The sequence below is a fragment of the Mesorhizobium sp. G2-6-1 genome (assembly GCF_055809095.1).
Genome location: NZ_CM147896.1, coordinates 3,518,605 through 3,542,703, shown reverse-complemented (window position 1 = coordinate 3,542,703; position 24,099 = coordinate 3,518,605). Strand labels below are relative to the sequence as shown.

General features: G+C 55.1%; 17 protein-coding genes and 4 pseudogenes. 7 read left to right on the top strand and 14 right to left on the bottom strand.

Going from position 1 to position 24,099, the window contains the following annotated elements; all coding sequences use genetic code 11:
• Positions 1–53 precede the first annotated feature (53 nt).
• On the top strand, positions 54–470 hold the full coding sequence (locus AC0L7S_RS17055; RefSeq protein ID WP_473474342.1) for a VOC family protein: 417 nt from the start codon (positions 54–56) through the stop codon (positions 468–470).
• Positions 471–492: 22 nt separating this feature from the next.
• On the opposite strand, the gene AC0L7S_RS17050 is transcribed toward AC0L7S_RS17055, so the two are convergent.
• From AC0L7S_RS17050 to AC0L7S_RS17030, 5 genes and pseudogenes are all read right to left on the bottom strand, one after another.
• A complete protein-coding gene (locus tag AC0L7S_RS17050; protein ID WP_473472098.1) occupies positions 493–1,329 on the bottom strand; it encodes a patatin-like phospholipase family protein in 837 nt (278 codons plus the stop codon).
• Positions 1,326–2,683 (bottom strand): annotated as a pseudogene (locus tag AC0L7S_RS17045) (M16 family metallopeptidase). The gene AC0L7S_RS17050 and the pseudogene AC0L7S_RS17045 overlap by 4 nt, the downstream one beginning before the upstream one ends.
• Position 2,684: 1 nt before the next feature.
• Entirely contained in the window at positions 2,685–4,055 is a 1,371-nt protein-coding gene (locus AC0L7S_RS17040) for a M16 family metallopeptidase (RefSeq protein WP_473472097.1), read from the bottom strand.
• Positions 4,056–4,152: 97 nt separating this feature from the next.
• Positions 4,153–4,707 (bottom strand): 16S rRNA (guanine(966)-N(2))-methyltransferase RsmD, encoded by a 555-nt coding sequence (gene rsmD / locus AC0L7S_RS17035; RefSeq protein WP_473472096.1) that lies wholly within the window; start codon positions 4,705–4,707, stop codon positions 4,153–4,155.
• Positions 4,708–6,368 (bottom strand): annotated as a pseudogene (locus tag AC0L7S_RS17030) (pseudouridine synthase).
• 77 nt (positions 6,369–6,445) lie between these two features.
• Here AC0L7S_RS17030 and AC0L7S_RS17025 point away from each other — a divergent pair.
• Positions 6,446–6,897 (top strand): annotated as a pseudogene (locus AC0L7S_RS17025) (nucleoside deaminase).
• A gap of 117 nt (positions 6,898–7,014) precedes the next feature.
• Here AC0L7S_RS17025 and AC0L7S_RS17020 read toward each other — a convergent pair.
• From AC0L7S_RS17020 to AC0L7S_RS17010, 3 genes are all read right to left on the bottom strand, one after another.
• Positions 7,015–7,704, bottom strand: coding sequence for a hypothetical protein (locus tag AC0L7S_RS17020; protein ID WP_473474341.1), 690 nt, complete (start codon positions 7,702–7,704; stop codon positions 7,015–7,017).
• Between the two features lie 213 nt (positions 7,705–7,917).
• The gene (gene ileS, locus AC0L7S_RS17015; protein ID WP_473472095.1) at positions 7,918–10,887 is read right to left on the bottom strand and encodes an isoleucine--tRNA ligase; all 2,970 of its coding nucleotides are present in this window, start codon (positions 10,885–10,887) and stop codon (positions 7,918–7,920) included.
• Between the two features lie 240 nt (positions 10,888–11,127).
• Positions 11,128–11,937, bottom strand: a complete 810-nt coding sequence (locus tag AC0L7S_RS17010) for a MipA/OmpV family protein (RefSeq protein WP_473472094.1) — start codon at positions 11,935–11,937, stop codon at positions 11,128–11,130.
• A gap of 240 nt (positions 11,938–12,177) precedes the next feature.
• Here AC0L7S_RS17010 and AC0L7S_RS17005 point away from each other — a divergent pair, with 240 nt between their 5' ends.
• Entirely contained in the window at positions 12,178–12,732 is a 555-nt protein-coding gene (locus AC0L7S_RS17005) for an HdeD family acid-resistance protein (RefSeq protein ID WP_473472093.1), read from the top strand.
• Between the two features lie 39 nt (positions 12,733–12,771).
• Here the strand turns inward: AC0L7S_RS17005 and AC0L7S_RS17000 are convergent, their stop codons facing one another.
• Positions 12,772–13,755: a bifunctional riboflavin kinase/FAD synthetase gene (locus AC0L7S_RS17000; protein WP_473472092.1), complete on the bottom strand. Its 984-nt coding sequence runs from the start codon at positions 13,753–13,755 to the stop codon at positions 12,772–12,774.
• Positions 13,756–13,764: 9 nt separating this feature from the next.
• Positions 13,765–14,625: a TIGR01459 family HAD-type hydrolase gene (locus AC0L7S_RS16995; protein WP_473472091.1), complete on the bottom strand. Its 861-nt coding sequence runs from the start codon at positions 14,623–14,625 to the stop codon at positions 13,765–13,767.
• Between the two features lie 236 nt (positions 14,626–14,861).
• On the opposite strand from AC0L7S_RS16995, the gene AC0L7S_RS16990 reads away from it, so the two are divergent.
• Complete coding sequence (locus AC0L7S_RS16990; RefSeq protein WP_473472090.1) at positions 14,862–16,838, top strand: pilus assembly protein TadG-related protein; 1,977 nt, start codon at positions 14,862–14,864, stop codon at positions 16,836–16,838.
• A 93-nt stretch (positions 16,839–16,931) separates the two neighbouring features.
• Here AC0L7S_RS16990 and AC0L7S_RS16985 read toward each other — a convergent pair whose 3' ends face one another.
• Positions 16,932–17,753, bottom strand: a complete 822-nt coding sequence (locus AC0L7S_RS16985) for a DUF2189 domain-containing protein (protein ID WP_473472089.1) — start codon at positions 17,751–17,753, stop codon at positions 16,932–16,934.
• A gap of 229 nt (positions 17,754–17,982) precedes the next feature.
• Here AC0L7S_RS16985 and AC0L7S_RS16980 point away from each other — a divergent pair, with 229 nt between their 5' ends.
• Positions 17,983–18,612 carry a CAP domain-containing protein gene (locus AC0L7S_RS16980; RefSeq protein ID WP_473472088.1) on the top strand — a complete coding sequence of 210 codons (630 nt, stop codon included), beginning with the start codon at positions 17,983–17,985 and terminating at the stop codon, positions 18,610–18,612.
• Here AC0L7S_RS16980 and AC0L7S_RS16975 read toward each other — a convergent pair.
• The 3 genes and pseudogenes from AC0L7S_RS16975 to AC0L7S_RS16965 all read right to left on the bottom strand — a co-directional run bounded on the left by AC0L7S_RS16975 (position 18,569) and on the right by AC0L7S_RS16965 (position 21,776).
• Positions 18,569–20,103: pseudogene (locus tag AC0L7S_RS16975) on the bottom strand (DHA2 family efflux MFS transporter permease subunit). The gene AC0L7S_RS16980 and the pseudogene AC0L7S_RS16975 sit on opposite strands and share 44 nt — an antisense overlap.
• A gap of 24 nt (positions 20,104–20,127) precedes the next feature.
• Complete coding sequence (locus AC0L7S_RS16970; RefSeq protein WP_473472087.1) at positions 20,128–21,300, bottom strand: HlyD family secretion protein; 1,173 nt, start codon at positions 21,298–21,300, stop codon at positions 20,128–20,130.
• A 5-nt stretch (positions 21,301–21,305) separates the two neighbouring features.
• Positions 21,306–21,776 carry a MarR family winged helix-turn-helix transcriptional regulator gene (locus AC0L7S_RS16965; protein WP_473474340.1) on the bottom strand — a complete coding sequence of 157 codons (471 nt, stop codon included), beginning with the start codon at positions 21,774–21,776 and terminating at the stop codon, positions 21,306–21,308.
• A 258-nt stretch (positions 21,777–22,034) separates the two neighbouring features.
• On the opposite strand from AC0L7S_RS16965, the gene groES reads away from it, so the two are divergent.
• The gene (gene groES, locus AC0L7S_RS16960) at positions 22,035–22,331 is read left to right on the top strand and encodes a co-chaperone GroES (protein WP_473472086.1); all 297 of its coding nucleotides are present in this window, start codon (positions 22,035–22,037) and stop codon (positions 22,329–22,331) included.
• A 62-nt stretch (positions 22,332–22,393) separates the two neighbouring features.
• On the top strand, positions 22,394–24,049 hold the full coding sequence (gene groL, locus AC0L7S_RS16955; RefSeq protein WP_473472085.1) for a chaperonin GroEL: 1,656 nt from the start codon (positions 22,394–22,396) through the stop codon (positions 24,047–24,049).
• Positions 24,050–24,099 lie beyond the last annotated feature (50 nt).

Genomic DNA, 24,099 nt, shown 5'->3' with positions numbered 1-24,099 from the left:
ATGAAAACCCACTGGGAAAACATAGTGGAGTAACGACCAATGGACAGACGCCAGTGACACCTTTCCATCTCGCTTTTGGGGTTGGCGACCTCGATGAAACCCGCAAATTCTACGGCGATGTGCTTGGTTGCACCATTGGTCGCTCATCCAAGACATGGGTCGACTTCGATCTCTATGGACATCAGATGTCGGCGCATTTGCGGCCACGAACCGATCAAACTCATCTTGATGGCAATGTCGATGGGGTTTCTGTCCCAATCCCGCATTTCGGCGCGGTGCTCTTGATGGATGACTGGAAAAAATTGGCTGCACGGCTCGATTCGCGTGACGATATCGACTGGCTTGAACGCCCGATGATCCGCTTCAAGGGCGAGCCCGGCGAACAGGCAACGCTGTTCATACGAGACCCTTCCGGCAATGCGCTGGAATTCAAGGGCTTTGTGTCATTGGAACAAGTTTTCGCGCACTGAAAACGCTCGGATTGGCCGAACTTCAGGTGTTTTGCCGCGCCTTCACTGCCGTCTCGACGGCACGCTTTACCTCGTCTTTCACAGTCACTGTTTCTGCCATTACCGCATCTATTTTCATGAAATCGAGAACGCGAAACCGTGAGACAGGCGGTCGGATCAGGATGTCAGGCTGACATTGGTGGAGTTTGTTGGTGATGATTGATTGCATCATCAATTGCGTTGCACCAAACATCAGGTCGACGGAGGTGGGCCGCTTGCCTTCGGCTGCGGTCGGGCCTCCCACCACATCAATGGCAATAACGATATCTGCATCGCGCTCGATCAGATCGAAAGGAACGGGATTATATATTCCCCCGTCAATCAGCAGACGTCCATCTCTTGTCACAGGGCGAAATACCGCTGGAATAGCAGCCGAAGCTGCAAGCGCGGAATGCAAATTTCCCTCGCCGAATACAGCAAGCTTGTGCCCAAAAAAGTCTGTAGCCGTCACCTTCAGCGGAATTTCAAGCGCCTCGAAGTCGAGAGGCACATCGACCGGTAAAAACGCCTTGAGAATACGCTCGACATTGAACTGACTGACACGCAAACCACCTTCCATCGCCTCGGAAAAACTTCCGGGGCGCGCACGCCACATTCGGCTGGCTACCTCGGTTCTGCGTGACAGGATCGAGCGCGTATGCTCGTGTATCGCCTTGCCAGTCATGCCCGCAGCCATGCCGGCACCCATTATTGCACCGATAGACGACCCGGCAATCGCAACAGGTTTTATACCGATCTCGTCGAGCGCCTCAATGACGTGAATATGGGCAAGTCCTCGCGCACCGCCGCCGCCAAAGGCTATCCCGAAAGTCGGGCTCATCCCTTGCCGCCATCTGCTTGTGCCGGTCCAACCACCATCACCGCCGGCTTGACGGAAAGAAGCTTTCTTGCCACTGCCTTGACCTGATCGAGCGTGACGCTGTTTATCAAATTGGTCCTTTGCTGCATGTAATCCTTGCCCAGCCTATCCACTTGAAGTTCGAGGAGTGTGCTGACAATCGCGCTGGACGAATCCAGATTGTTGATTGCATAAGCGCCAATTATATATTTTTTTGCGGCCGCCAACTCAGCCTCGGTTGGCCCTTCATCGGCCATTTTCCTGACAACATCGCGCACAACCTCAAGCGTTTTCGCTGCTCGATCCGAGCGCGTCGCTGTCGTTACGACAAGTGCAGAAGCGTGCTTGCGGTCAAGCAGCCCGGAACTGACACCATAGGCCAGCCCCTCTTTTCGCGCACCTCGTCGAACAAACGAGACGTGAATGTGCCACCGCCGAGAATTTGGTTCATCAATGCCGCGGCATAAAATTCGGGCGCAGCACGTTTGACACCCGGATAAGCCATCTGAATTGATGTTTGTGGCAAATCGTAATTCACCGCAAGTTCCTGCCCGAGTTTGAGATCGATATCACTGACCGGGCGAAGCGCCTGCTTTTTCGGCAAATTACCAAAAAGGCGATCAAGTTCGCGTTTCAGCGTCTTGGCGTCGATCGCGCCCACAACGGCAACATGCAGACCATCACGCGCAAAATTGGACTTGTGGAAAGCGCGCAGGTCATCGGCAGTAATCGTTGCTATGCTTTCTTTCGTACCTTCATCGGGGCGCGCATAGGGATGATTTCCGTAAATTGCGTGAAGCCATTTCCTTTCCGCAATCGTATTCGGGTCGCGTTCTCCCGCAATTATCCCTGACAGGATTTGCGCGCGAATCCTGTCGATCGGCGCCTGGTCGAAGCGTGGTTCTTCAACAGCCAGACGAAGCAATTCAAAAGCCTCGCGTTTCTGATCAGCGAGCATACGCATCGTTCCATAAACGCCATCGCGGCTTTCGCTAAAGCGCATTTCAGCACCAGCATCGTCAAGTTGCGTCTGAAACTCATCGCTATCGAGATCGCCAGCGCCTTCATCGAACAGACCGGTCATGAGATTGGCCGTGCCCTCCTTGCCGGGCTGGTCCTGCGTACTGCCACCGTCAAAGACAAAGCGTATGGAGATAATCGGCACCGAATAATCTTCCACCAACCAGGCAGTGATGCCCTTGTCGGATGTCACTTCCTGAATATCGACTGCCGCTCGAACAGTTGCGGCTGGCCACATCAAGAATATCACTGACAAGAGCAGGATCAGCTTCGGTGCAAGGAAGCGATTGCGGTACATTCTGGCGCTTTCCATCATGTCAGTTGGCAACCTTCATTTCGGGAAGCAGATATCCGGTAACGGAACGGCTCATGACAAGGTAGCGGGCTGCGGCAGCCTTGACTTGTTCAGCCGTCACCTTGCGAATACGGTCCGGCCATTCCTGCACATCATCAACCGAGCCACCCGTGGCAAGTGTACTGCCATAGATGTTTGCCATACTGGACTGTCGGTCGCGTGCGAAAATCATGGATCGCACAAAGCGTTTCTTGGCTTTTTCAAGCTCCGTATCAGTGACACCGCCATTGGCTATGCGAACGACTTCCGCATCCACCGCCACCTCGACCTGCGAAAGTTTGGCATCGCCTCGCGGTGCGCCATAAACAGAAAAACTCGTGGCATCCAGCATCGTACCGTTAAACGATGCTCCGGCACTGGCGGCGATGCCTTTTTTGACCACCAGTTCCTGATAAAGCCGGCTTCGGGTGCCGCCGCCCAGAATTTCCGCCAGAAGATCAAGTGCCTCGGCCTCTCCGGGCTTGGCCGTGTGGTAGGACGGAACGACCCATTGCGTGGAAAAGCTCGGCACGCCAACACGCGCATCGGTCAGCGTTACGGTGCGCCTGGTGTTCTGTTCCGGTTCGACCGGGCGTATCCGCGGCGGAAGATCAGGCCCACGCGCCAGCTTGCCATATGTCCGCTCGGCCATCTCTTTCACTTCATTCACCTCAACATCGCCAGCCACCACGAGGATTGCGTTATTGGGCGTGTAGTAACGGTCGTAAAAGGCTCTGGCGTCGGCCCGGTTCAATTGCTTCATTTCCTGCATCCAGCCGATAACCGGGATGCGATATGGTTGGTTTTGATAAAGGGTGGCGTTGACCTCTTCATCGAGCAGAGCGCCGGGACTGTTTTCAATGCGCGACCGGCGTTCTTCGAGAATCACGTCGCGTTCGGTTGCAATGACCTCATCGCTGAGAATGAGATTTCGCATCCGGTCAGCTTCAAACGCCATCATTTGCTCTAAAGCCTCAGGCGGAACGGTCTCATGAAAAGCGGTGTAATCATACGATGTGAACGCATTGTCGCTACCGCCAATGGCCGCAACTGCGCGATCAAATTCGCCTGCCGGATGATTTGTGGTTGCCTTGAACATCAAATGTTCAAAGAAATGAGCGATCCCTGATTTTCCGGGCGGTTCGTCGGCGCTGCCAACCTTGTACCACACCATATGCGTGACAATTGGCGCGCGATGATCCGGTATCACCACGATTTCCATACCGTTATCGAGCGTGAAATTCGAAACCTTCCAATCGTCGGAAGGCGCTTCAGCGTAAGCCCTGCCCCCAATCAATATAGCAAAGAACAAGAAAAAAGCCGTGCGCCATAGCCGGTCAATCTGAAAAATCATTAGCAAATCCGATATTGGTCATAGGCGCGACGATAGGCAGGCCGACGAGGCGAGCATAGTGAATTATTTGTCATCTGACGCTAAAAGACGGCGCAACTCAGGCGACTTCAATGAAACGCATCACCGTCTCACCATAGTTGCGCTCATCGAGCACGGTAAAACCGGGTCCAATTTCAAAGGCTGCCGATGCTGCCTCTTCAACCAGACATAGCGCTCCGGGAGCCAGCCATCCTCCGGCCTTTGCCGAGCGAAGTGCACGCTCACCCAGTCCGCGGCCATATGGTGGGTCGGCAAAGATCAACCCGAATGAGGAAAGCGTACCTGCCTCACCCAATGCCGTGGCGTCACGCCGAAATATTTTTGTGCGCCCGGTCAACGCGAAAGCTTCAACATTGTCACGAATGAGGCCGCGCCCCTCTGCCGATTCCTCGATGAACACGCCATAGGACGCGCCACGCGATAGAGCTTCCAACCCAAGTGCGCCCGTCCCGGCAAATAGATCAAGCACACGCGCGCCTTCCAGTCTGCCTGGAAAGCGGTGTGCCAGAACGTTGAAAACCGCCTCGCGCGTTCGGTCGGTTGTGGGCCTGATGGCATTGGTGCGTGGCGTTGCAAGAGGACGCCCACGAAAGTCTCCACCGACTATACGCATTTACCGCGCCTTTGGCCCTTTGCCTGGCCTTTTGCTGTGAGGTCGGTCACCGCCGCGCGGGCTGTCGCTCCGGGTTTTACTGGATGACCTGTCGTTGTGCGGTTTGGCGAACCTCTGCCTCTTGCTTTTTTCTCATCCGCCTCGGCCTTTTCAGCTTCTGCCCTGCCTTTGCCGATTGGTCGCGCGCCAGATGCCATCCACACGTTAGCCTTGCGTTGGCCCGGTGGTTCGATTGGCCGTTGCTCGCGTTCCGACTTTCTGGGACCGCGTTCACTCTTGCCGGTAAACTCAGCGCTTTGCGGCTTCGGGCCGCGCTCAGTCGAACCACGCTCGGGTTTGGTCGACAGTTTGCCAAGCGCTTCATTGCGACTGTTTTCACGATGCTTGCGCCGCTTTATCAGCCCGCCCTCACCGATCCGGCCGCGCTCGCCGTCACGCGTGGGTTTCAACGCAGCGGGCTCTCCCACACGCGGCTCTGTTCTGCGAACGGGCTTGTTGGAAAACGGCGTGGCAATGTCGGCGTCAAAATTTGCACCGGATTCTTCAACCAACCGCTCGCCCAATTGTTCGCGCAGCATGCGTCCCTTGACCTCAAGCACTTGACCTTCGCGCAGGTCGCTGAGCTGGAACGGACCATAGGAGATGCGTATCAACCGCGTCACGTCGAGACCGAGCGCACCGAGAATATTTCTCACTTCCCGGTTCTTGCCTTCGCGCAAGCCAAGTGTCAGCCAGGCATTGGAGCCTTGCTCACGGTCGAGCGTTGCCTCGATTGCACCGTAAAAAACACCGTCAACGGCGATACCTTCGCGAAGGCCCGTCAATGCGCTTTCCTCAATCTTGCCGTGAACGCGAACGCGGTAACGCCTTAGCCAGCCGGTCGCCGGCAATTCGAGAACGCGCGACAAGCCCCCGTCATTGGTGAGCAAAAGCAGGCCTTCGGTATTTATGTCCAGCCGCCCGATTGTCACCAGGCGCGGCAGTTCGGCTGGCAAGACATCGAAAACGGTCTTGCGGCCCTCCGGATCCCGATTGGTGGTGACGACACCTGCGGGCTTATGAAACAGGAAAAGTCTTGTCCGTTCGATCGGAGGGATTTCCATGCCATCCAGATGGATGATGTCGCTGGGCATGACGTTGAATGCTGGTGATGTCAGCGTCTTGTTATTGACCTTGACGCGCCCTGCCGCGATCAAATCTTCCGCATCGCGGCGTGAAGCAAGTCCGGCACGCGCCAGTCGCTTGGCAATGCGCTCGCCCGTCTCTTCAATGTCTTCCGTCACGCGGGCTCGCGGCTTGAAGTTGCTTTGTGCCGATTTGCCACCTTCAAAGTCGCGTCTGGGTGTATCAAAACGCTTCCCGCCTCGCGCATCCTCTCGGTCAGCGTCCCGGCCTTCGCGTGGCGCGAATGGCTTTCGCGAATCCTCGCGCTGTCCATAAGGTTTGGTTTGCGGCCTTGCATCCTTGTTGAAGGGACGGTCACTATCTTTGAAATCGCGTTTTGGCCGTTCGCCGGATGCAGCCGTCTTGAAAGGTTTTGAAAACGGCTTCTTCTTTCCACCGCTACCGGGTTTGCCGCTTTTGGAATCGCTGCCGTGCCCGGTTCGGGGGCCAGCCGATTTTGATTTCGGTTTGCGCTGAAATTTCGGTTCGTCGGTCATGTGGCGTTCGCTCGTTTGCGAGGCTAAATAACAGGATCGCCCTCGCGTAGCGAGAACAATATGGAAGGCAAAACAGTATGAAGCACCCTGACTTCATGGCTGCCGCACTCAAAGAGGCTGCGGCCGCCGCAAACCGTGGTGAAGTACCGGTCGGCGCGGTGGTCGTCGCAGGTGGAACGATCGTCGCCTCGGCCGGCAACCGCACACGCGAATTTTCCGACCCCACCGCTCACGCGGAAATTCTGGCAATTCGCGAAGCCTGCAACAAGCTCTCATCCGAGAGGCTGATCGACCATGATTTGTATGTCACGCTGGAACCTTGCACCATGTGCGCTGGCGCTATTTCTTTTGCCCGTCTTCGCAGGCTCTATTTTGGAGCATCCGACGAGAAAGGCGGTGCGGTTATCAGCGGTGCCCGGTTTTTTCCTCGCCGACCTGCCACCATGTCCCGGACATGTATGCCGGGATAGGCGAGAGCGAATCTGTTGCGATTCTGAAGGAATTTTTCCAGATTCGACGTGAAAACTAACTGAATTTCAGAAAAAAGAGCCTGAAATTTCTTTGAAAATCACGAATAAACGAAAGGAATGAGCGAAATAAACACAATCAGCCATTCACGGGCACCCATTCGCGGGCGATATGATCATCACCACGGAAGCCAGTCGAACATTCCGGATTTCCCGCCCTTTGCCTCAGCTTCTTTCTTCCGGCGCCGCTCTTTCTTGACCTCATCCTCGCCAATATCGTTCTTGGGAGCGGTATCGGCAGCTACACGATAAGTCAGAGGCGGTTCACTCAGATATTTTCGGTTCGTCGGATCGCCCTGCCTGCCATCGGCAAGTCTGCGATTTACTTCCGCCCGCCGTGCTCGCGCGCCACTGCCCGAATCTTCTGGCGACCATCTTGGAGGATGGCTGGAACCAGATTCCTTCAAGGCCTTGCGCACAGCCACAGGGTCTGTTTGCACATCGTCATCGATAATCTGCGGGCGGAAATTTACGCTGTCGAAACTTGCACTTGCCTCATTACGAAGACGCGCACGTTTCTGTTCAGGCGACTCCGGCCATTGATTGCTGGCCGTCTGGGTAATGCTATCCTGTGGAACAGGAAGAGATTCCTTCTGGCCCGGTGCCGGCGTTACCAACTCTGGACGCGGCTTGTAAGCGATCTTTTCTCGCTGCACCGGTTTGAAAGAAAAGGCGCTGCTCAAATCGCCAACCAGTTGCTCACCAGCCGTCTTGTCCGTGCCGTATGTCGGAGAACTGACACAGCCCGAAAGCGCCATGCCTGAAATGACAAGAGGCGCCATCCACGTCACGCGTGCATGATATCCCATGGTCTTGCCGAAAAGTTTCACTCTGGACAGCCCCTTGATCGCTACCGGCCAAAACTCCGGCGCTTGTCTTGATAACGCTCTTCTAACGGAAATCCGGCGAGAGTTTGTCCGTTGGAGTTTCGCGTGTTTACCTCAACCCTTCGAGAAGGGCAACGCACAGTCCGATTTCCACAAGACCGAACCGCGGCACGCCTTCGATTTGAACGTGTTGTTTCAGAGTTTCCCGATGGCCTGAAGTTCGTGCAAAACCATTGCGTCACGCGCGGAAACGTCGGGGAACGCGGCATCGCTGCCAACATCGTCGGTATATCGCCACGAACGCGCACATTTTTGCAGGCCCCGGTCGCCTGCCTTTTCGATAACGACGGCAATGCCTCTCACCTCATCCAGCACAAAAGCATCCGACGGCGGGTTCCTGTAGGAAAAATCCAGATCGCTGGTTATGCAGATCTCGGCCATATCCAGTCCTTCAATTGTCTCATCGAGCGACGAATCATCGAGATAGACAACAGGAACGGCTTCAAGCGATGAGCCAATGACTTTTGCAGCACGGGCAATTTCCAAGGCACCGGTCACGACGCGGCGTACTTGACGGATTTTCTTCCACTTGGCTGCCAGCGTCTCATTTTTCCACTCAGGCGGCACCGTGCGAAACTGTTCCAAATGCACCGAGATGGCTTCGTCATGGCGGGCAAGCCACGCCTCTTCCATTGTAAAGGGCAGCATTGGCGCAAGCCACGTAACCAAACAATCGAACAGATGGCGTACAACCTGCATTGCGGCCTTTCGCTTTACGCTCGACGGCGCGTCGCAGTAGAGTGAATCCTTGCGGATATCGAAATAGAAGGCTGAAAGTTCGACAACGGAGAAATCAAGCAGCGCGCGAGTGACGCGTTTGAAATCGAACGCGTCATAGCCATTGCGCACATGCTCATCGAGTTCCGCGAGCCGGTGCAGCATCAACTGCTCGAGTTCCGGCATTTGCACCAATTGCACGTCTTCACCCTTGTCATGAGCAAGCGTGCCCAACATCCATCGTATCGTGTTACGCAGTTTGCGATAGGCGTCGATATTGGTTTGCAGCACGTTCTTGCCGAGCCGCTGGTCTTCCCAGTAGTCGGTTGTCATCACCCACAGGCGCAGGATATCGGCGCCCGATTTTTTCATAACATCTTGAGGAACCACCGTATTGCCGAGCGATTTCGACATTTTGCGACCATCCTCATCCATGGTGAAACCATGGGTAACAACCGTGTCATAGGGTGCCCTGCCCCTGGTGCCGCAGCTTTCCAGCAACGAGGAATGGAACCACCCGCGGTGCTGGTCAGAGCCTTCGAGATAAACATCTGCCGGCCATTTGAGATCGGGGCGATCCTCCAGCGTGAAGGCATGTGTCGAGCCTGAATCAAACCAGACATCGAGAATGTCCTTGACCATTACCCACGGCTCATCGGCACGTTTGCCTAGAAAACGCTCGCGCGCACCTTCGGCAAACCACGCATCGGCACCTTCCTTCTCAAAAGCGTCGGTGATGCGTGTGTTGACCGCCTCGTCCATCAAGACATTGCCGTCACTATCGGCAAAGACGCAGATCGGTACGCCCCAGGCGCGTTGGCGCGACAAAACCCAGTCCGGACGCTCAGCAATCATGGCCCGAAGACGCGTCTGTCCGGCTTCAGGCACGAAACGCGTTTCGTCAATCGCTTTCAACGCGCGCGAGCGCAGCGTTGCGCCGTCATCAAGTGTCTTGTCCATATAGACAAACCATTGCGGCGTGTTGCGAAAGATCACAGGCTTCTTGGAACGCCAGCTATGCGGATAGCTGTGTTTTAGCCGACCGCGCGCGAACAAGGCGTTGCGCTTGATGAGTTCGTCGATCACAGCCTGATTGGCATTGCCCTTCTTGCCATTGTCATCAATGACGCGCGCAGCCCCACCTTCCCGGTCTGGTCCAAAACCCGGTGCATCCTTGGTGAAAAAACCTGCATCATCGACCGTGAACGGGATTTTTGACGAAATACCACGCGCTTCAAGATCGCGCGCGGCATCCGTCCAGGCATCGAAATCCTCACGGCCATGACCGGGCGCGGTGTGGACGAACCCGGTGCCTGCGTCGTCAGTGACATGATCACCGGCAAGCATCGGCACGTTGAACTCATAGCCGCCGCCAAGGCTCTTGAAGGGGTGGGAAAGCGAAAGATTTTCTAGTTCAGCCGTTGAGACATCACGAAAGCGCTTCATTGCCAATTTGGCCTTTGCGGCGGATTCCTCAACCAAAGCATCGGCAAAGATCACCTTTTCACCAGCCTGCGGTCCAAAGTCGTTCTCCGCCGAGGTCACCTCATAGAGGCCGTAGCTGATACGTGGTGAATAGCTGACCGCGCGGTTGCCGGGGATCGTCCATGGCGTCGTTGTCCAGATGACAACATGCGCATTCCATAAATCTTGTTTCGTCCGATCCGCGGGGAATTCGATCTTGGCACCGTCGCGAACAATATTTTTCGGAACGACCGGAAATTTCACCCAGATCGTGTCGCTCTCATAGTCCTGATATTCGACCTCGGCTTCGGCCAGTGCGGTGCGCTCGACCACGGACCACATCACCGGCTTGGAGCCGCGATAGAGCTGGCCCGACATTGCAAATTTCAACAATTCACCGGCGATACGCGCCTCGGCGTGGAAATTCATTGTGGTATAGGGATTGTCAAAATCTCCGACGACGCCAAGACGTTGGAACTCGTCGCCTTGAACCTTGATCCAGTGCGCCGCAAATTCACGACATTCCTGACGGAATTCGTTGACGGGTACTTCGTCCTTGTTCTTGCCCTTGGCGCGGTACTGCTCCTCGATCTTCCATTCGATGGGCAGGCCATGGCAATCCCAACCGGGTACATAGTTCGAATCGTAGCCGCGCATCTGAAATGAGCGCGTAATCACATCCTTGAGAATCTTGTTGAGCGCGTGCCCGATATGGATATTGCCGTTAGCGTAGGGCGGACCATCATGCAGCACGTATTTTTCGCGCCCGGCTGCATCTTCACGAAGGCGCTTGTAAAGGTCCATTTCCTGCCAGCGCGCTACCAGCGCCGGTTCTTTCTCAGGTAGCCCCGCCCGCATCGGAAAATCCGTTTTCGGCAAGTAAAGCGTCTTGGAATAATCGATTGTTTCAGAAGTGTCCGTCATCAGTCTGCCATGTGCATTGCCCGGCCAAATCGGGCATCGAGCGTTGAATTATCATGTTTTGAAAAAACTGCGAGTGGCTTGTGCCACATCTCCCGGCGGCTCCGGCGACCGAGTATCAACTCAAGCCGCCCGGAACACCGGGCTCGTAATTCGTATCGCGATTGCGACTGCGTGCGAAAACTTCAACATTGCGCGCTTTTAGCGGAAGATCGCCAAACAATAAAGCGCCCTGCTGGCCACTTACAACGTGAAATCGAAACGATAACTCGTAGATATGCCGATCAGGAACTGATTGCTGGAGCCGCGCTCCTTAACCAGGCTTGATGAAGCCGCTGGTCCCGTCAATCTCGAATACTCGCCAAACAGGCTGGCAGTGACCGGATCGGTTACCTTCCATGTAATGGCGCCGCCGACCCCTACAGACTTGATGCCGCTGCCGGGGTTGTATTGGCTCAATCCTGATGCAACAGATTCCGCAGCATTTACACCATAATATGCGCCAAAATATTTGGAGGACGCGACCGACAGGCGCGGCCCACCCGAAATTCGAACTGTCGGTGTCACATCGTAGAACGCATCTGCGGCAATATCGGCAACGACGCCTTTATGCGCCCGTATCCCCTGGCGAACTTCGCCGCGTAAGCGCATCCAATCCAGCGGATAAAATTCAACGAACCCGCCCACTTCACCGCCCCAGCGCACAGGGTCCAGACCTTGCAATTCGTTGGCGTCGTTGTCGCGTCCGAACAGGAATTTTCCGGTCAGACCAGCGCGCACCCCACCATTGTCGAACAAGGCCAGCGAAATATTATCGTTGCGCGAACTGAACCGAACCGGATTGCCAGCTTTGCCCAAGGAGATGATAGGGGAAGCGCCGAGCAGATATTTCTTGCCGCCTTCAAAATTGGGCGCAACCATGCCTGTGGCACCCAGCGTCAGATACCAATCTCCAGACAACCAGCTTCCTATCCCCTCGCCGGCTAGCGCGGGGCTTGCTGAACCTAGAGCGATTGTGATCGCGAAAGCTGATGCTGTTGTTTTTGAAAACATAACTCACCATTACGCACATTGAAGGGGCCGAGCAACGCTAGTGTGGTGGATTTGAAATTCGCACGGCGACCCTCGAATAAGATAACGAATTTCAGATTAGGGACACTAGCGGGAAAACCGGTAAAATAAAACTTAAGGTCGAGAATTCGAACCGACATTTCAAGCCAAACGATTCTGAACGTCCAAATTTGGCCGCGATAGGCTCGTCAGTGGTGGGTTATAACGTCATGGGACGAAACGATGACCTTTGAAAACGACGCAATCAAGAAAGCTATCGGCCCGCTTCACGGCAAATGGGGATGGTTCGTGGCACTCGGCGCGCTGCTGCTCATTCTAGGCGGCATCGCATTCGGCAATTTGTTCATCGCAACTGTCGCCTCGGTCTATTTCGTCGGCTGGCTGATGTTGATTTCGGGAATTGTCGAAATCATCCATGCCTTTGGAGTCAAGACGTGGGGTCGATTTGTCTATTGGCTGCTGAGTGGGCTTCTCTATGCTTTTGCTGGCATATTTGCGTTCTATAACCCGCTTCTCGCCTCCGCAGTTCTTACTTTTCTGCTGGCGGCGGCACTGTTGGCGTCTGGCGTGTTGAGGATTTGGGTCGGCTACCAACATCGCGCTGATCGTGGTTCCGGCTGGATTATTGCGGCCGGTGTCGTTACCGCGTTGGCCGGCCTTGTGATTGCCTTGGGCTGGCCGGTAAACAGCATCTGGATTCTCGGTCTTTTCCTTGCAATCGACCTGATCTTCCAAGGTTGGACATTCATTGTATTCGGGTTGGCATTGAGGAAATAGTTTCCTGGAAACTCGCTGCACACGTTTGTTGGAATTGCTTTAAAACGCGATGGCCAGATCAAGTTCCGAAATAGGCTGGACGCCGCTCAACAAGGCCTTCGCCTCTGCCTCATCGCGTTTCATCTGGGCAACAAGCGGGTCGAGGCCATCGAATTTTTTCTCGCCACGCAAATAGCCGAAAAACACGACATCGCAAACTTCGTCATAAAGATCGTCTGAAAAATCAAACAGAAACGTCTCAAGTAGTGGCGCACCATGATCGTCGACGGTTGGGCGTCGGCCAAAGCTGGCCACCCCGTCATGCAGCGTGCCGTCAGCTCGGCGGAAACGAACGGCGTAAATGCCTTCTTTCAATAAGACCTGCGAGGGAAGACGCATATTGGCCGTAGGGAACCCGAGCGTCCGGCCAAGTTTCTGCCCGTCAATGACTTTTGACTGAACGGTAAAACGATAGCCGAGCAAACCTGCCGCATCGACCACATGGCCTGCCGCCAGAAATTCGCGGATACGGCTGGACGAAACCGTTTCTGCACCTTCGTCACGAAATGCGTCAACCAAAGTCACACCAAATCCGTGGCGTTTACCCGCTTCCATCAAATAGGCAGGCCCACCTTGCCTGTCTTTTCCGAAATGGAAATTGAACCCCGTCACGACATGACTGATACCAAGGTTTTCTTCCAATATCGCGGTCACGAACATCTCGGCGGATTTTGCCGCGAAATCGCGCGTAAAAGCCTGTTCCACAACCGCAACAAAACCGAGTTGGACGAGAAGCTTGGCTTTCATCGCAGGCGGCGTCAGCACAAATAATGGCAAGTCCGGCCTGAATACTTTTCGCGGGTGAGGCTCGAACGTCAGGACGAGTGCTGGAAGGCCAAGCCTTTGCGCCTCTTCCAGGGCGCGCCCAAGAACTGCTTGATGGCCACGGTGAACACCGTCGAAATTTCCGATTGCAACCACGCCGCCACGTAAATTTGGGGGCAGCGGCAAGTCTCCTGGCAGGCGCTCGAACATCGCGGTCATTGGCGCGCTCTAGACCAGACGCGGCATTGCCGCCACCGGATGATAGCCGTGCTTTTCGAGAAACGCTGCCATCAATACGGGATCAGGTGCGAGCGCTTCACCATATTCGCGCGCATGGATACCGCCTGATATATAAAGAACATCAAAGCCATTGTCGGCCGCACCCTTCACATCGGTCATCATGCCGTCGCCAATTGCCAGCACATCGCCTTGCGCGACATCAACGCCAACGAGATCAGCCGTTGCTTTCATTGCCGCACGGTATATCGGGCTGTGTGGCTTTCCCGCAATCAACGTTCGCCCGCCAATCTGTCCATAATCGCGTGCAAGTGCGCCTGCACACCATATCAGCCGGTCACCGCGCTCCACCACAATATCGGGATTGGCGCAAATGAAGGGAAGATTTCTGGATCGCAGGCGCGCAAGCAGGTCCTTGTAATCTTCCGGTGTCTCTGCCTCATCGTCAAACAGACCGGTGCAAACCACCGCCTGGGCTTCAAACTCCTCGACCAGTTCGACGTCAATCCCGTCATAGATGTTCGAATCGCGATCAGGTCCAAGATGAAAGACTTTTCGAGGCCCCTCCGCGATAAGATCGCGTGTCACATCACCAGAACTCACGACACTGTCGAACGCCCCGTCCGGAACGCCAATAGCGCGCATTTGCACAATCACATCGTGACTTAGGCGGGGTGAATTGGTGATCATGACAACGCCAAGCCCTGCCGCGCGCGCGCGCATCAGTGCAGATGTTGCAGCCGGGAAGTGTGTCTCGCCATTGTGAACCACGCCCCAGACATCACAAAGGATCGCCCTGTAGCCACTGGATATATCCTCTAGCGATGCAACTAGGTGTGGTGCTTGCGCCATGCTGCTTCCTTCAATGCCTGCACGGTAGAACGCCAGGAATAGAATGCCCGTGCAGGGACTGGAACTATCCGAACCGCCCCGGCCTGTCATCAGCTTTCATGCATCGAACCCGATCGATCATGGTTAACACTGCCGAAACCGGCGCAGCGCTTTTAAACCGAATTTGCGAACCGGAAATTTAAGGATTCATGGCAATAGTATTCAAAGAACTGGGTTTACTAGGGGTCTTGGGACCAATGTTCAAAAAATTCATTCAAGATAAGCGCGGGAATTACGCACTCATCACAGCACTTGTCATGGCACCGCTAATGGGCGCGGTGGCGCTTGCCGTCGACTATACAGAACTTTCCCGCGAGCGAAACGATACGCGCAACGCGCTCGATGCCGCCAACATCGCAACAGCACGACAAATTCAGTCGGGCGTCACCGACGAAGAAGCAAAGGCATATGCCCAGAATTTTTTCCTGGCTAATCTGCAACATGTGTCGCCTGCAAAGACAACACTTCACGTCACGCTGCCAAACAACAGCGCTGGCGGCGGCACCATGACGATGTGCGCGGACCTCGTATATTCGCCATATTTTATGCCCGCAGCAGCGCATTTGATTGGCAGAACGTCCAAGGACGTCAATTTTACGACCTGTTCTGAAGTTCGCCTCAAGAACACGCTGGAAGTGGCACTGGTGCTCGATAACTCAGGTTCCATGTCTTACAACGGAACAGGCACTGGACAGCAACGTATGGCCCTGCTCAAGGTGGCTGCCAAACAGTTGGTTGATACGCTGGCGCTCCAAGCCCAGCAAATGAAACAAATCAACAAGCCAGTTCAGTTTTCGCTCGTCCCGTTCGCAGCGTCGGTCAATGTCGGACCGGAGCACGACGGGGATAGCTGGATGGATACAACCGGTATCTCACCTATTCATCATGAGAATTTCGACTGGTCTGGAATGACCAAGACGAATGACCCCAACAAATATGCCGAGAAAGTCGGTGACGCGTGGTACAAACGCGGTGCCGGTTGGGGCGATAGCGAGGATGAGCCATTGACCCGGTTCAGCCTCTACGCGGACATGACGGTGGAATCCGGGCGTGAAGAGGTTCCAAATTCCAAGCAGTATGTTTGCACGAAATACAGAAAGAACGGAAGCTGCAGGCGGGGTTACTGGACCGATCCGGATTATGTTTACACGACCAGCCAGTTTGCAAGTTGGCAAGGTTGCGTGGAAGCTCGCCCGTATCCTTACAATGACAACGATTTCATACCGACCACGTCCACCCCTGCGTCGTTGTTTGTGCCAATGTTCGCTCCCGATGAAGCAGGTACGATGTGGCGCGATTTCGACCATGACGGCTATAATGACGTCAACAGCGTCTCATATAGCTATGGTAACAACTGGTGGGCGGACTGGGGCGATTATGCCGCGTGGGCTCACGTGTCGGGCAGCAGTCCATCGGTGCATGAGCGCCAGGCTGACATGCGCAAATATTTCCTCGTAAAGCCGCTCAATTCATCGTCAGCCGGATCGGGTCGCGGCCCCAATTATTCGTGCACCACCAATCCGATCACGCCCTTGCAGGACGTCAAGTTCGATACGGGCAAGGATGTCGTCAAAGATGCGATCGATGCCATGCAGCCCAGTGGCAACACGAACGTACCCGAAGGGCTGGCATGGGGTTGGAGGACCGTATCGAGTGGCGAGCCGTTTACGCAAGGCCGGCCGGAAATCGAAAAAGGTAATGACAAGGTCATCATTTTGCTGACCGATGGTGCCAACACCTACACTTCCGATAACGACTATTACTATGCCAACAACCGGTCGACCTATGCCGCATATGGCTATACTGGTGTCAACTACCAGAGCACCGGCATGACACGCATGTATCTCAATACAAGCAGCGCCGTCGGCAAGACGACACACTCGTCCAGCAATTTCACGACGGCGCTTGATGAACAAATGCAAACGCTGTGCCAAAACGCGAAGGACTCGAAAGTCATTATCATGACCGTCTCGCTTGATCTTTCCGCTTCCAAATCGAATGAAAAGAAAGCGATAACCGCACTCAAAGAGTGTGCCGGAGAATCGCGGTTCCGCAAAGATCCCGACGATCCAAGCAAACCGGCCAAGCTTTACTGGAATGCGACTGGCGCCACATTGTCTGACGACTTCAAGGAAATCGCAGACGAGTTGTCGAACTTGCGCATCGTCAGCTAAACCGTGCGAAAACCGCACTGACCTTGAAAACGCCCCGCCCACGCGCGGGGTGTTTTTCTTTGCGCTTATGTTCATTGTTGAAAGCTGGCAGATCTACATAGGTGGCAGCCGCTTGGCTTCCTCAGGCTCAACCAGCTTGCGGTACAGATGCCATGTTGCGTGACCAAGCACGGGCATGACGATGGCAAGGCCAGCAAACAGCGGCAATGAACCGATGAACAACAGGACTGCGACTGTAAGCCCCCAAAGTGCCATTGGCACAGGGTTGGCAAATGTTGCGCGTGCAGATGTTTCAATGGCAGCTACAGCGCCAACGTCTCGGTCGATCAACAATGGAAACGCCACCACGGTCGTTGCCAGAACCACGACCGCAAAAATCAACCCGGTTACATTGCCGAGCAGGATCAGCATCCAGCCCTTTTGTGTCGTCAGCACTTCATTCAGGAAACCGCTGAAGGATGCGGGCGGCTGATCGCCGAAAAGACCGGTATAGATGGATTGTGCGGTGTAGAGCCAAAGCAGGAAGAAGGCGAACAGCATGATGCCGATCACCGCAATCGACGGCAGAGCGGGCGAACGGCGAATGGCAAGCGCGTGGCGCCATGATGTATTCATGCCGCGCTCGCGCCGGCGACTGATTTCGTATAGGCCAATTGCTGCGAAAGGGCCCAACAGCGCAAAACCGGACATTAGCGGATAGACCAACTGGATGGCGTCAGAGCCCGATGACCATCGCGTCAAGATGATCCCGACAATCGGATAGATCAGGCACAAAAAGACATAATGCGACGGCTTCGCCCAGAAATCCTCTGCACCGAGGCGCAAGGCCTCCTTGATGTCCGCGGTGCTGATCTTTCGGATTTTTGGCCGCACATGCGTTCCATGCGCGTCCGCCATAACATGAAAATTGGCCATGACCGTACTCCCGTGAATGGGCGGTCATCACCTTGTAGCCGCCCTTGGCTGACAGTTCCTGACTGGACGGCGACCATAGCAGATTTCACGAAAATTGTCGTCACGCAGAGCCTCCAGGTAATCAATCATTTGCGATCAGCATGTGAAAATATGGATAGATTGGGCCCCTGCCCGCCAAAAACCATGATTGCGCCTATCAGACGGCTTGGTGATGAAAAGGACGAAACTCATGAAGCCAATTTCTACCGTCGCATTTCGCCATGATCGCCGGGTGGTGCTGACAACCGGAAGTCTGGCGGCTCTTTTCGCACTGGCAGGTTGTGGAACCATCGTGCCGAGTGGCAATGGTGCAGGCGTTTCATCCTCGGCCACAAGCGAATTGGCCGCGATCCGCCGATCCAGTGGGCTGGCAACTATGGTTGCCGACAGACAATTGGAGCAGGCTGCGCTCCAGCAGAGTGTCTATATGGCGAATGCCAGACGCATGGTTCACACGACCGGATGGGGCAAGGATTTTTCGTCACGGGTCAAAGTCAACGGCATAACGGGCGCAGCCGCCGAAAACATTGCCGAAGGACGCATGGACATATCAAAACTGTTTGACATGTGGATGCATTCCGCGCCTCACCGCCGCAACATTCTGGACCCGCGTTTTACGCGTTTTGGCCTTGCCTATACACGCGACGCAAAAAAGCCGATTGGCGCTACTGGAGCCTCGTGCTGGGCAGTTAGTGCATGTCGCCCAAAAGTGCGCCGCGATTTTCCGCCCAAATACCGCACGAAATCATGGTTTCGCGAGCTTTTTGCATCTCACCTCAATCCATATGAGCGGCAGGCGGTCCACCCGCGCCTGCCTTGATTTTTGGCTTGCGTAACAGGAATACAAGAGGAAGCGCCATCAGCGTCACAATCATCATCAATTTGAAATCATCGACATATGAGATCATCAAGGCCTGAATGTTCACGAGCCCATCGATCTGTGACAAGGCAACCGGGTCACCCCCGCTGCTGCCGGAGAAGCAGCCCACAGATTCGGATTGAACGGATTTATGGATGTCGAAAGCTCAGCGTGATTGACCTGCAAATTACGCGTCAACATTACCGACACAATGGAGATGCCAATTGATGAGCCGACATTTCGCACCAGGCTGAACAATGCCGTTGCGTCGGTGCGATAGCGGGCATCAAGTGTTGCAAAGGCCACGGTGGACAGCGGTACGAACACCAATCCCAATCCCAAGCCCTGCACAATGCCGGAACTCACAATCAGCCAATCATCCATCTGAGGTGAAAAACCCGACATGGTGTAAAGCGATTGCGCAGTCAGCGACAAGCCGATGACGACAAGCAGTCTGGCATCCACCCTGTGCATGATGCGCCCGACAACCAGCATTGAAATCATCGTGCCAACACCGCGCGGAGCCATCACAATGCCGGTTGTCGTCGTCGGATAACCAAAGATCGTCGATAACATCGGTGGCAGCAGCGCCAGACTGGCCAGCAAGATCACGCCGATGACAAAAATGAACACCAGACCCGTCGCGAAGTTGCGATCGAGAAAGATTTTCGGGTCGATGAAAGGATTTTTGGCAGTCAGTGTGTGAATAACGAACATCCAGAAACCGGTGATAGCCAAGCCGAACTCAATCCAGATTTCGACGGATGAAAACCAGTCCGCATCGCCGCCCCTGTCAAGCATGAGTTGCAGCGCACCAACGCCCAGCGACAGCATGGCAAACCCATAGAAGTCGAAACCGCGGGCGCGTTTGGCAATGCTTGGCAGATAGACTGCCATACCAAGAAAAGCGATGATGCCAACCGGAAGATTGATGAAGAAGACCCAACGCCAGTTGAAACTTTCGGTCAGCCAGCCGCCCAGTGTCGGCCCGATGATCGGGCCAACCATGATGCCGGCCCCCCATATCGCCATTGCCTGACCGTGTCGTTCCTTCGGATTGATGTCGAGCAGAAAAGTCTGCGATAGCGGCACAATGGCGGCGCCGAATACACCTTGCATGAGGCGGAACAGCACCATGCTTTCAAGGCTCCAGGCGACGCCGCACAACATCGAAAAGGTTACAAAACCAACGACCGATATCAGGAATAATTCCTTGCGGCCAAACCGGTCCGAGAGCCAGCCGGTCACCGGCGTCATGATGGCGGCGGAAACGATATAGGATGTCAGCACCCAGTTGATCGTATCGCGCGACGCACCAAGGTCGCCCGTCATGGACGGCAAAGCGACATTGGCAATCGTCGTATCGAGCACCTGCATGACCGTGGCCAGCATGATCGAAATCGTGATCAGGCCGCGATGAGGTACCTCGCGGTGGGTCTCAACCTGCATCATAGGATTTCACTTCATAAACCGGGATTATTCGCCAGCCGTCGCATGTCCGAAAATGCTCGGCAATCCACGCTCCACGCCTGTGTCGATGGTTACTGTCGCGCTCATTCCAGTGCGCAGCGCCAGCTTGGCGTCGTCGTTGTTCAGTTCGACGCGAACAGGTATGCGCTGGGTCACCTTCACCCAGTTGCCTGTGGCGTTTTGCGCCGGCAGAAGCGAAAATTCGGCACCGGTTCCCGCACCAATCGCCTTGACGGTCGCTTCAAATGTTTTGTCCGGGTACGCGTCGAGCACAATTTCGGCCTTTTGACCCGCCTTCATGTTGGTGAGCTGCGTCTCCTTGAAGTTGGCGTCCACCCACGTATCGCTCGTTTCCACGAGGGCAAAAAGCGGTGTGCCACGATTTACGAACTGCCCTTCACGGAATGACGATGCCTGATAGACGACACCGTCTGCGGGAGCGTGCACCGTAGTCTGGGCAAGGTCGTAGACAGCTTTTTCGCGCGCAGCCAACGCGGCACGTACAGTTGGATGCGCGTCGGTTGCAATGTCGGGATTACCCCCAAGTGCAGCTTTCGCGCTTGCAATGCCCTGAACGGCCACCGTCAACTGTTGGCGTGCCTTGTCGAGATCGTTGCGTGCTTCATCCAGCGAGGACTTTGCGGAAATGCCTTTCTTCGACAAATCCGTGGCCCGCGTGAACTGCGACTGGAGATAGTCGACTTCGCTTGAAGCGACCCGCTCTTCCGCCATCGCCTGACTGTATGCAGCACGCAGTTGTGCAACTCCTAACCTGGCACCTGCCACCGCGGCATCGGCCTGAGCCAAAGCTATCCGATAAGGTTCAGGATCGATCGTAAACAGAACGGCGCCTTTTTTTACGAACTGATTGTCCGCAACGGCGACATCGACGACGCGGCCTGCCGTCTCGGCAGAAATTGCAACCCGAGCCTGACGCAGATTGGCGTTTTCCGTTTCCTGATAACGCCCGCCCGTAACCCAGACATAGCTGCCACCAGCGACCAGCAACAGCGGCAAAGCCAACATCAAGCCAAAGCGGCCGCCTTTTCGCTTGCCCGTCGTCTTCCGAATATCTTCTGGCCGCTCGTCGCTTGCCGCTGTTGCTGGTGCGGTCGGCATCACTGGTGTTTCCATTTCAAGCTTCGTTACGTTCTCGTCAACTTTCGCCACCGCGTTCATACTGCTCAGCCTTCTGCATTCTTGATATCTTGAGAGTCCGGCACATCGCCGTCGGTCAAATTTGCAATCATTAAATTGAGCCCTCGTACCAGCACACGCCGCTCTTGATCCGTCATGCCAGTGAGCGCCTCTTCATAGACGCTGCCCGCGAGCCGCTTTACCCCGGCATAAGCTTCGCGCGCTTTGTCTGTCGGGAAAATCATACGCACACGACGATCGCCTGAATCAGAGCGCCGCTCGATCCAACCGCCCTCTTCCATACGGTCAATAAGCCGCGAAACGCTGATCGGCTCGATTTCGAGCAATTCGGCAAGGCGAGCCTGCGCCACGCCTTCTTCCTTTGCGACGCGCACAAGTAGCCGCCATTGTGCCGCCGAAAGTCCCAATCCACTTGCACGCGCCTCAAAGCGCTTGCGCATCAATCGTGCCGCGTCGTGCAAAAGAAAGCCGAGCCTGTCTATGCCATCAGTTTCCATGAGCGGCATATATTATAAGCGTGCTTATCATTCAAGTCACAGCGGGGCCTATTCATCGAATAAATGCGAATGGCAGCCATGCAAAATTCGCGTAGCGTTAAAAATTCGACAAGCTCTGATGGTCCGCTTCTTGACACGCCATGCGCGCGCGACTATCTCACCGGCAGTTTGGCACTCACCGTTGGAGAGTGCTAACTTCAAATCCGGCGCCGCCGGATCGAGGAAATCATTTCTCATCATTCTGACCGAGGAAATCAAATGGCAAAATCGAAGTTCCGCCCGCTTCATGACCGAGTGGTCGTTCGTCGGGTCGAATCCGAGGAAAAGACCAAAGGCGGGATCATCATTCCTGATACCGCCAAGGAAAAACCACAGGAAGGCGAGATCATCGCTATTGGTTCCGGTGCGCGTGACGAAAGCGGCAAGCTTGTTCCGCTCGATGTCAAAGCAGGTGACCGCGTCCTGTTTGGCAAATGGTCCGGTACCGAAGTCAAGCTCGATGGCGAAGACCTTCTGATCATGAAGGAATCCGACATCATGGGCATCGTCGGCTGACCAACAGCCTCAATCGCACCATCAATCTGAATTTCGGGCTGTAGAGCCCAGGAGCACAACAAATGGCTGCTAAAGAAGTAAGATTTTCCCGTGATGCCCGCGAGCGTTTGCTACGCGGCGTCAACACCCTCGCCGATGCGGTGAAGGTGACACTTGGCCCCAAGGGCCGCAATGTCGTCATCGACAAGTCGTTTGGCGCACCACGCATCACCAAGGACGGCGTTACCGTTGCCAAGGAAATCGAACTTGAAGACAAGTTCGAAAACATGGGCGCACAGCTTGTTCGCGAAGTTGCGTCCAAGACCAATGACAAGGCTGGCGACGGCACCACGACCGCCACGGTCCTTGCTCAGGCAATCGTTCAGGAAGGCCACAAGTCCGTTGCCGCTGGCATGAACCCAATGGACCTCAAGCGCGGCATCGACCTCGCAGTTGCTGAAGTTGTTGCCGATCTGGTCAAGAAAGCCAAGAAGATCAAGACTTCTGAAGAAGTTGCACAGGTTGGCACCATTTCAGCAAATGGCGACGAAGACGTTGGCGACATGATCGCCAAGGCCATGCAGAAGGTTGGCAACGAGGGTGTCATCACCGTTGAGGAAGCCAAGACCGCAGAGACCGAACTTGAAGTCGTCGAAGGCATGCAGTTCGACCGCGGTTATTTGTCGCCTTACTTCGTAACCAATCCAGACAAGATGATTGCCGAACTGGAAGACGCTTATATTCTTCTCCATGAGAAAAAGCTGTCGAACCTGCAGGCAATGCTTCCTGTTCTTGAAGCTGTCGTGCAGACCTCCAAGCCGCTCGTCATCATCTCTGAAGATGTCGAAGGCGAAGCTCTTGCAACCCTCGTCGTCAACAAGCTGCGTGGCGGCCTGAAAATCGCTGCCGTCAAGGCACCGGGCTTCGGCGATCGTCGTAAAGCCATGCTTGAAGACATTGCAATCCTGACCGGCGGTCAGGTGATTTCCGAAGATCTTGGCATCAAGCTGGAGAATGTTGGCCTCAACATGCTCGGCCGCGCCAAGAAGGTGTCAATCACCAAGGAAAACACCACCATCGTTGACGGTGCTGGCAAGAAATCCGAGATCCAGGGCCGCGTTGCCCAGATCAAGCAGCAGATCGAAGAAACAACCTCCGACTACGACAAGGAAAAGTTGCAAGAACGTCTGGCCAAGTTGGCCGGCGGTGTTGCCGTGATCCGCGTCGGCGGTTCGACCGAAGTCGAAGTCAAGGAAAAGAAGGACCGCGTCGACGATGCCCTCAATGCGACCCGTGCGGCCGTTGAAGAAGGTATCGTACCAGGCGGTGGTGTTGCTCTTCTACGCGCGACACAGGCCATCAAGGCAACTGGCATCAATGCCGATCAGGCTGCCGGCATTAACATCGTGCGTCGTGCCCTTCAGTCTCCTTGTCGCCAGATTGCCTCCAATGCGGGTGCGGAAGCCTCGATCGTTGTCGGCAAAATCCTTGAGAACAAGGGCGCAAACTTCGGTTACAACGCTGCAAAAGACGAGTATGGCGACCTGATCGCCCTCGGCATCGTTGATCCGGTCAAGGTTGTTCGTACAGCCCTTCAGGACGCAGCCTCGGTTGCCGGCCTGCTGGTTACGACGGAAGCCATGATTGCGGAAACGCCGAAGAAAGAGTCCGCTGGCGGCGGCGGCATGCCTGGTGGCATGCCCGGCGGCATGGGCGGTATGGGCGGTATGGATTTCTAATCCAGCCAACAATATCTTCTACGTGGAAGGGCGGCAGCATTGCCGCCCTT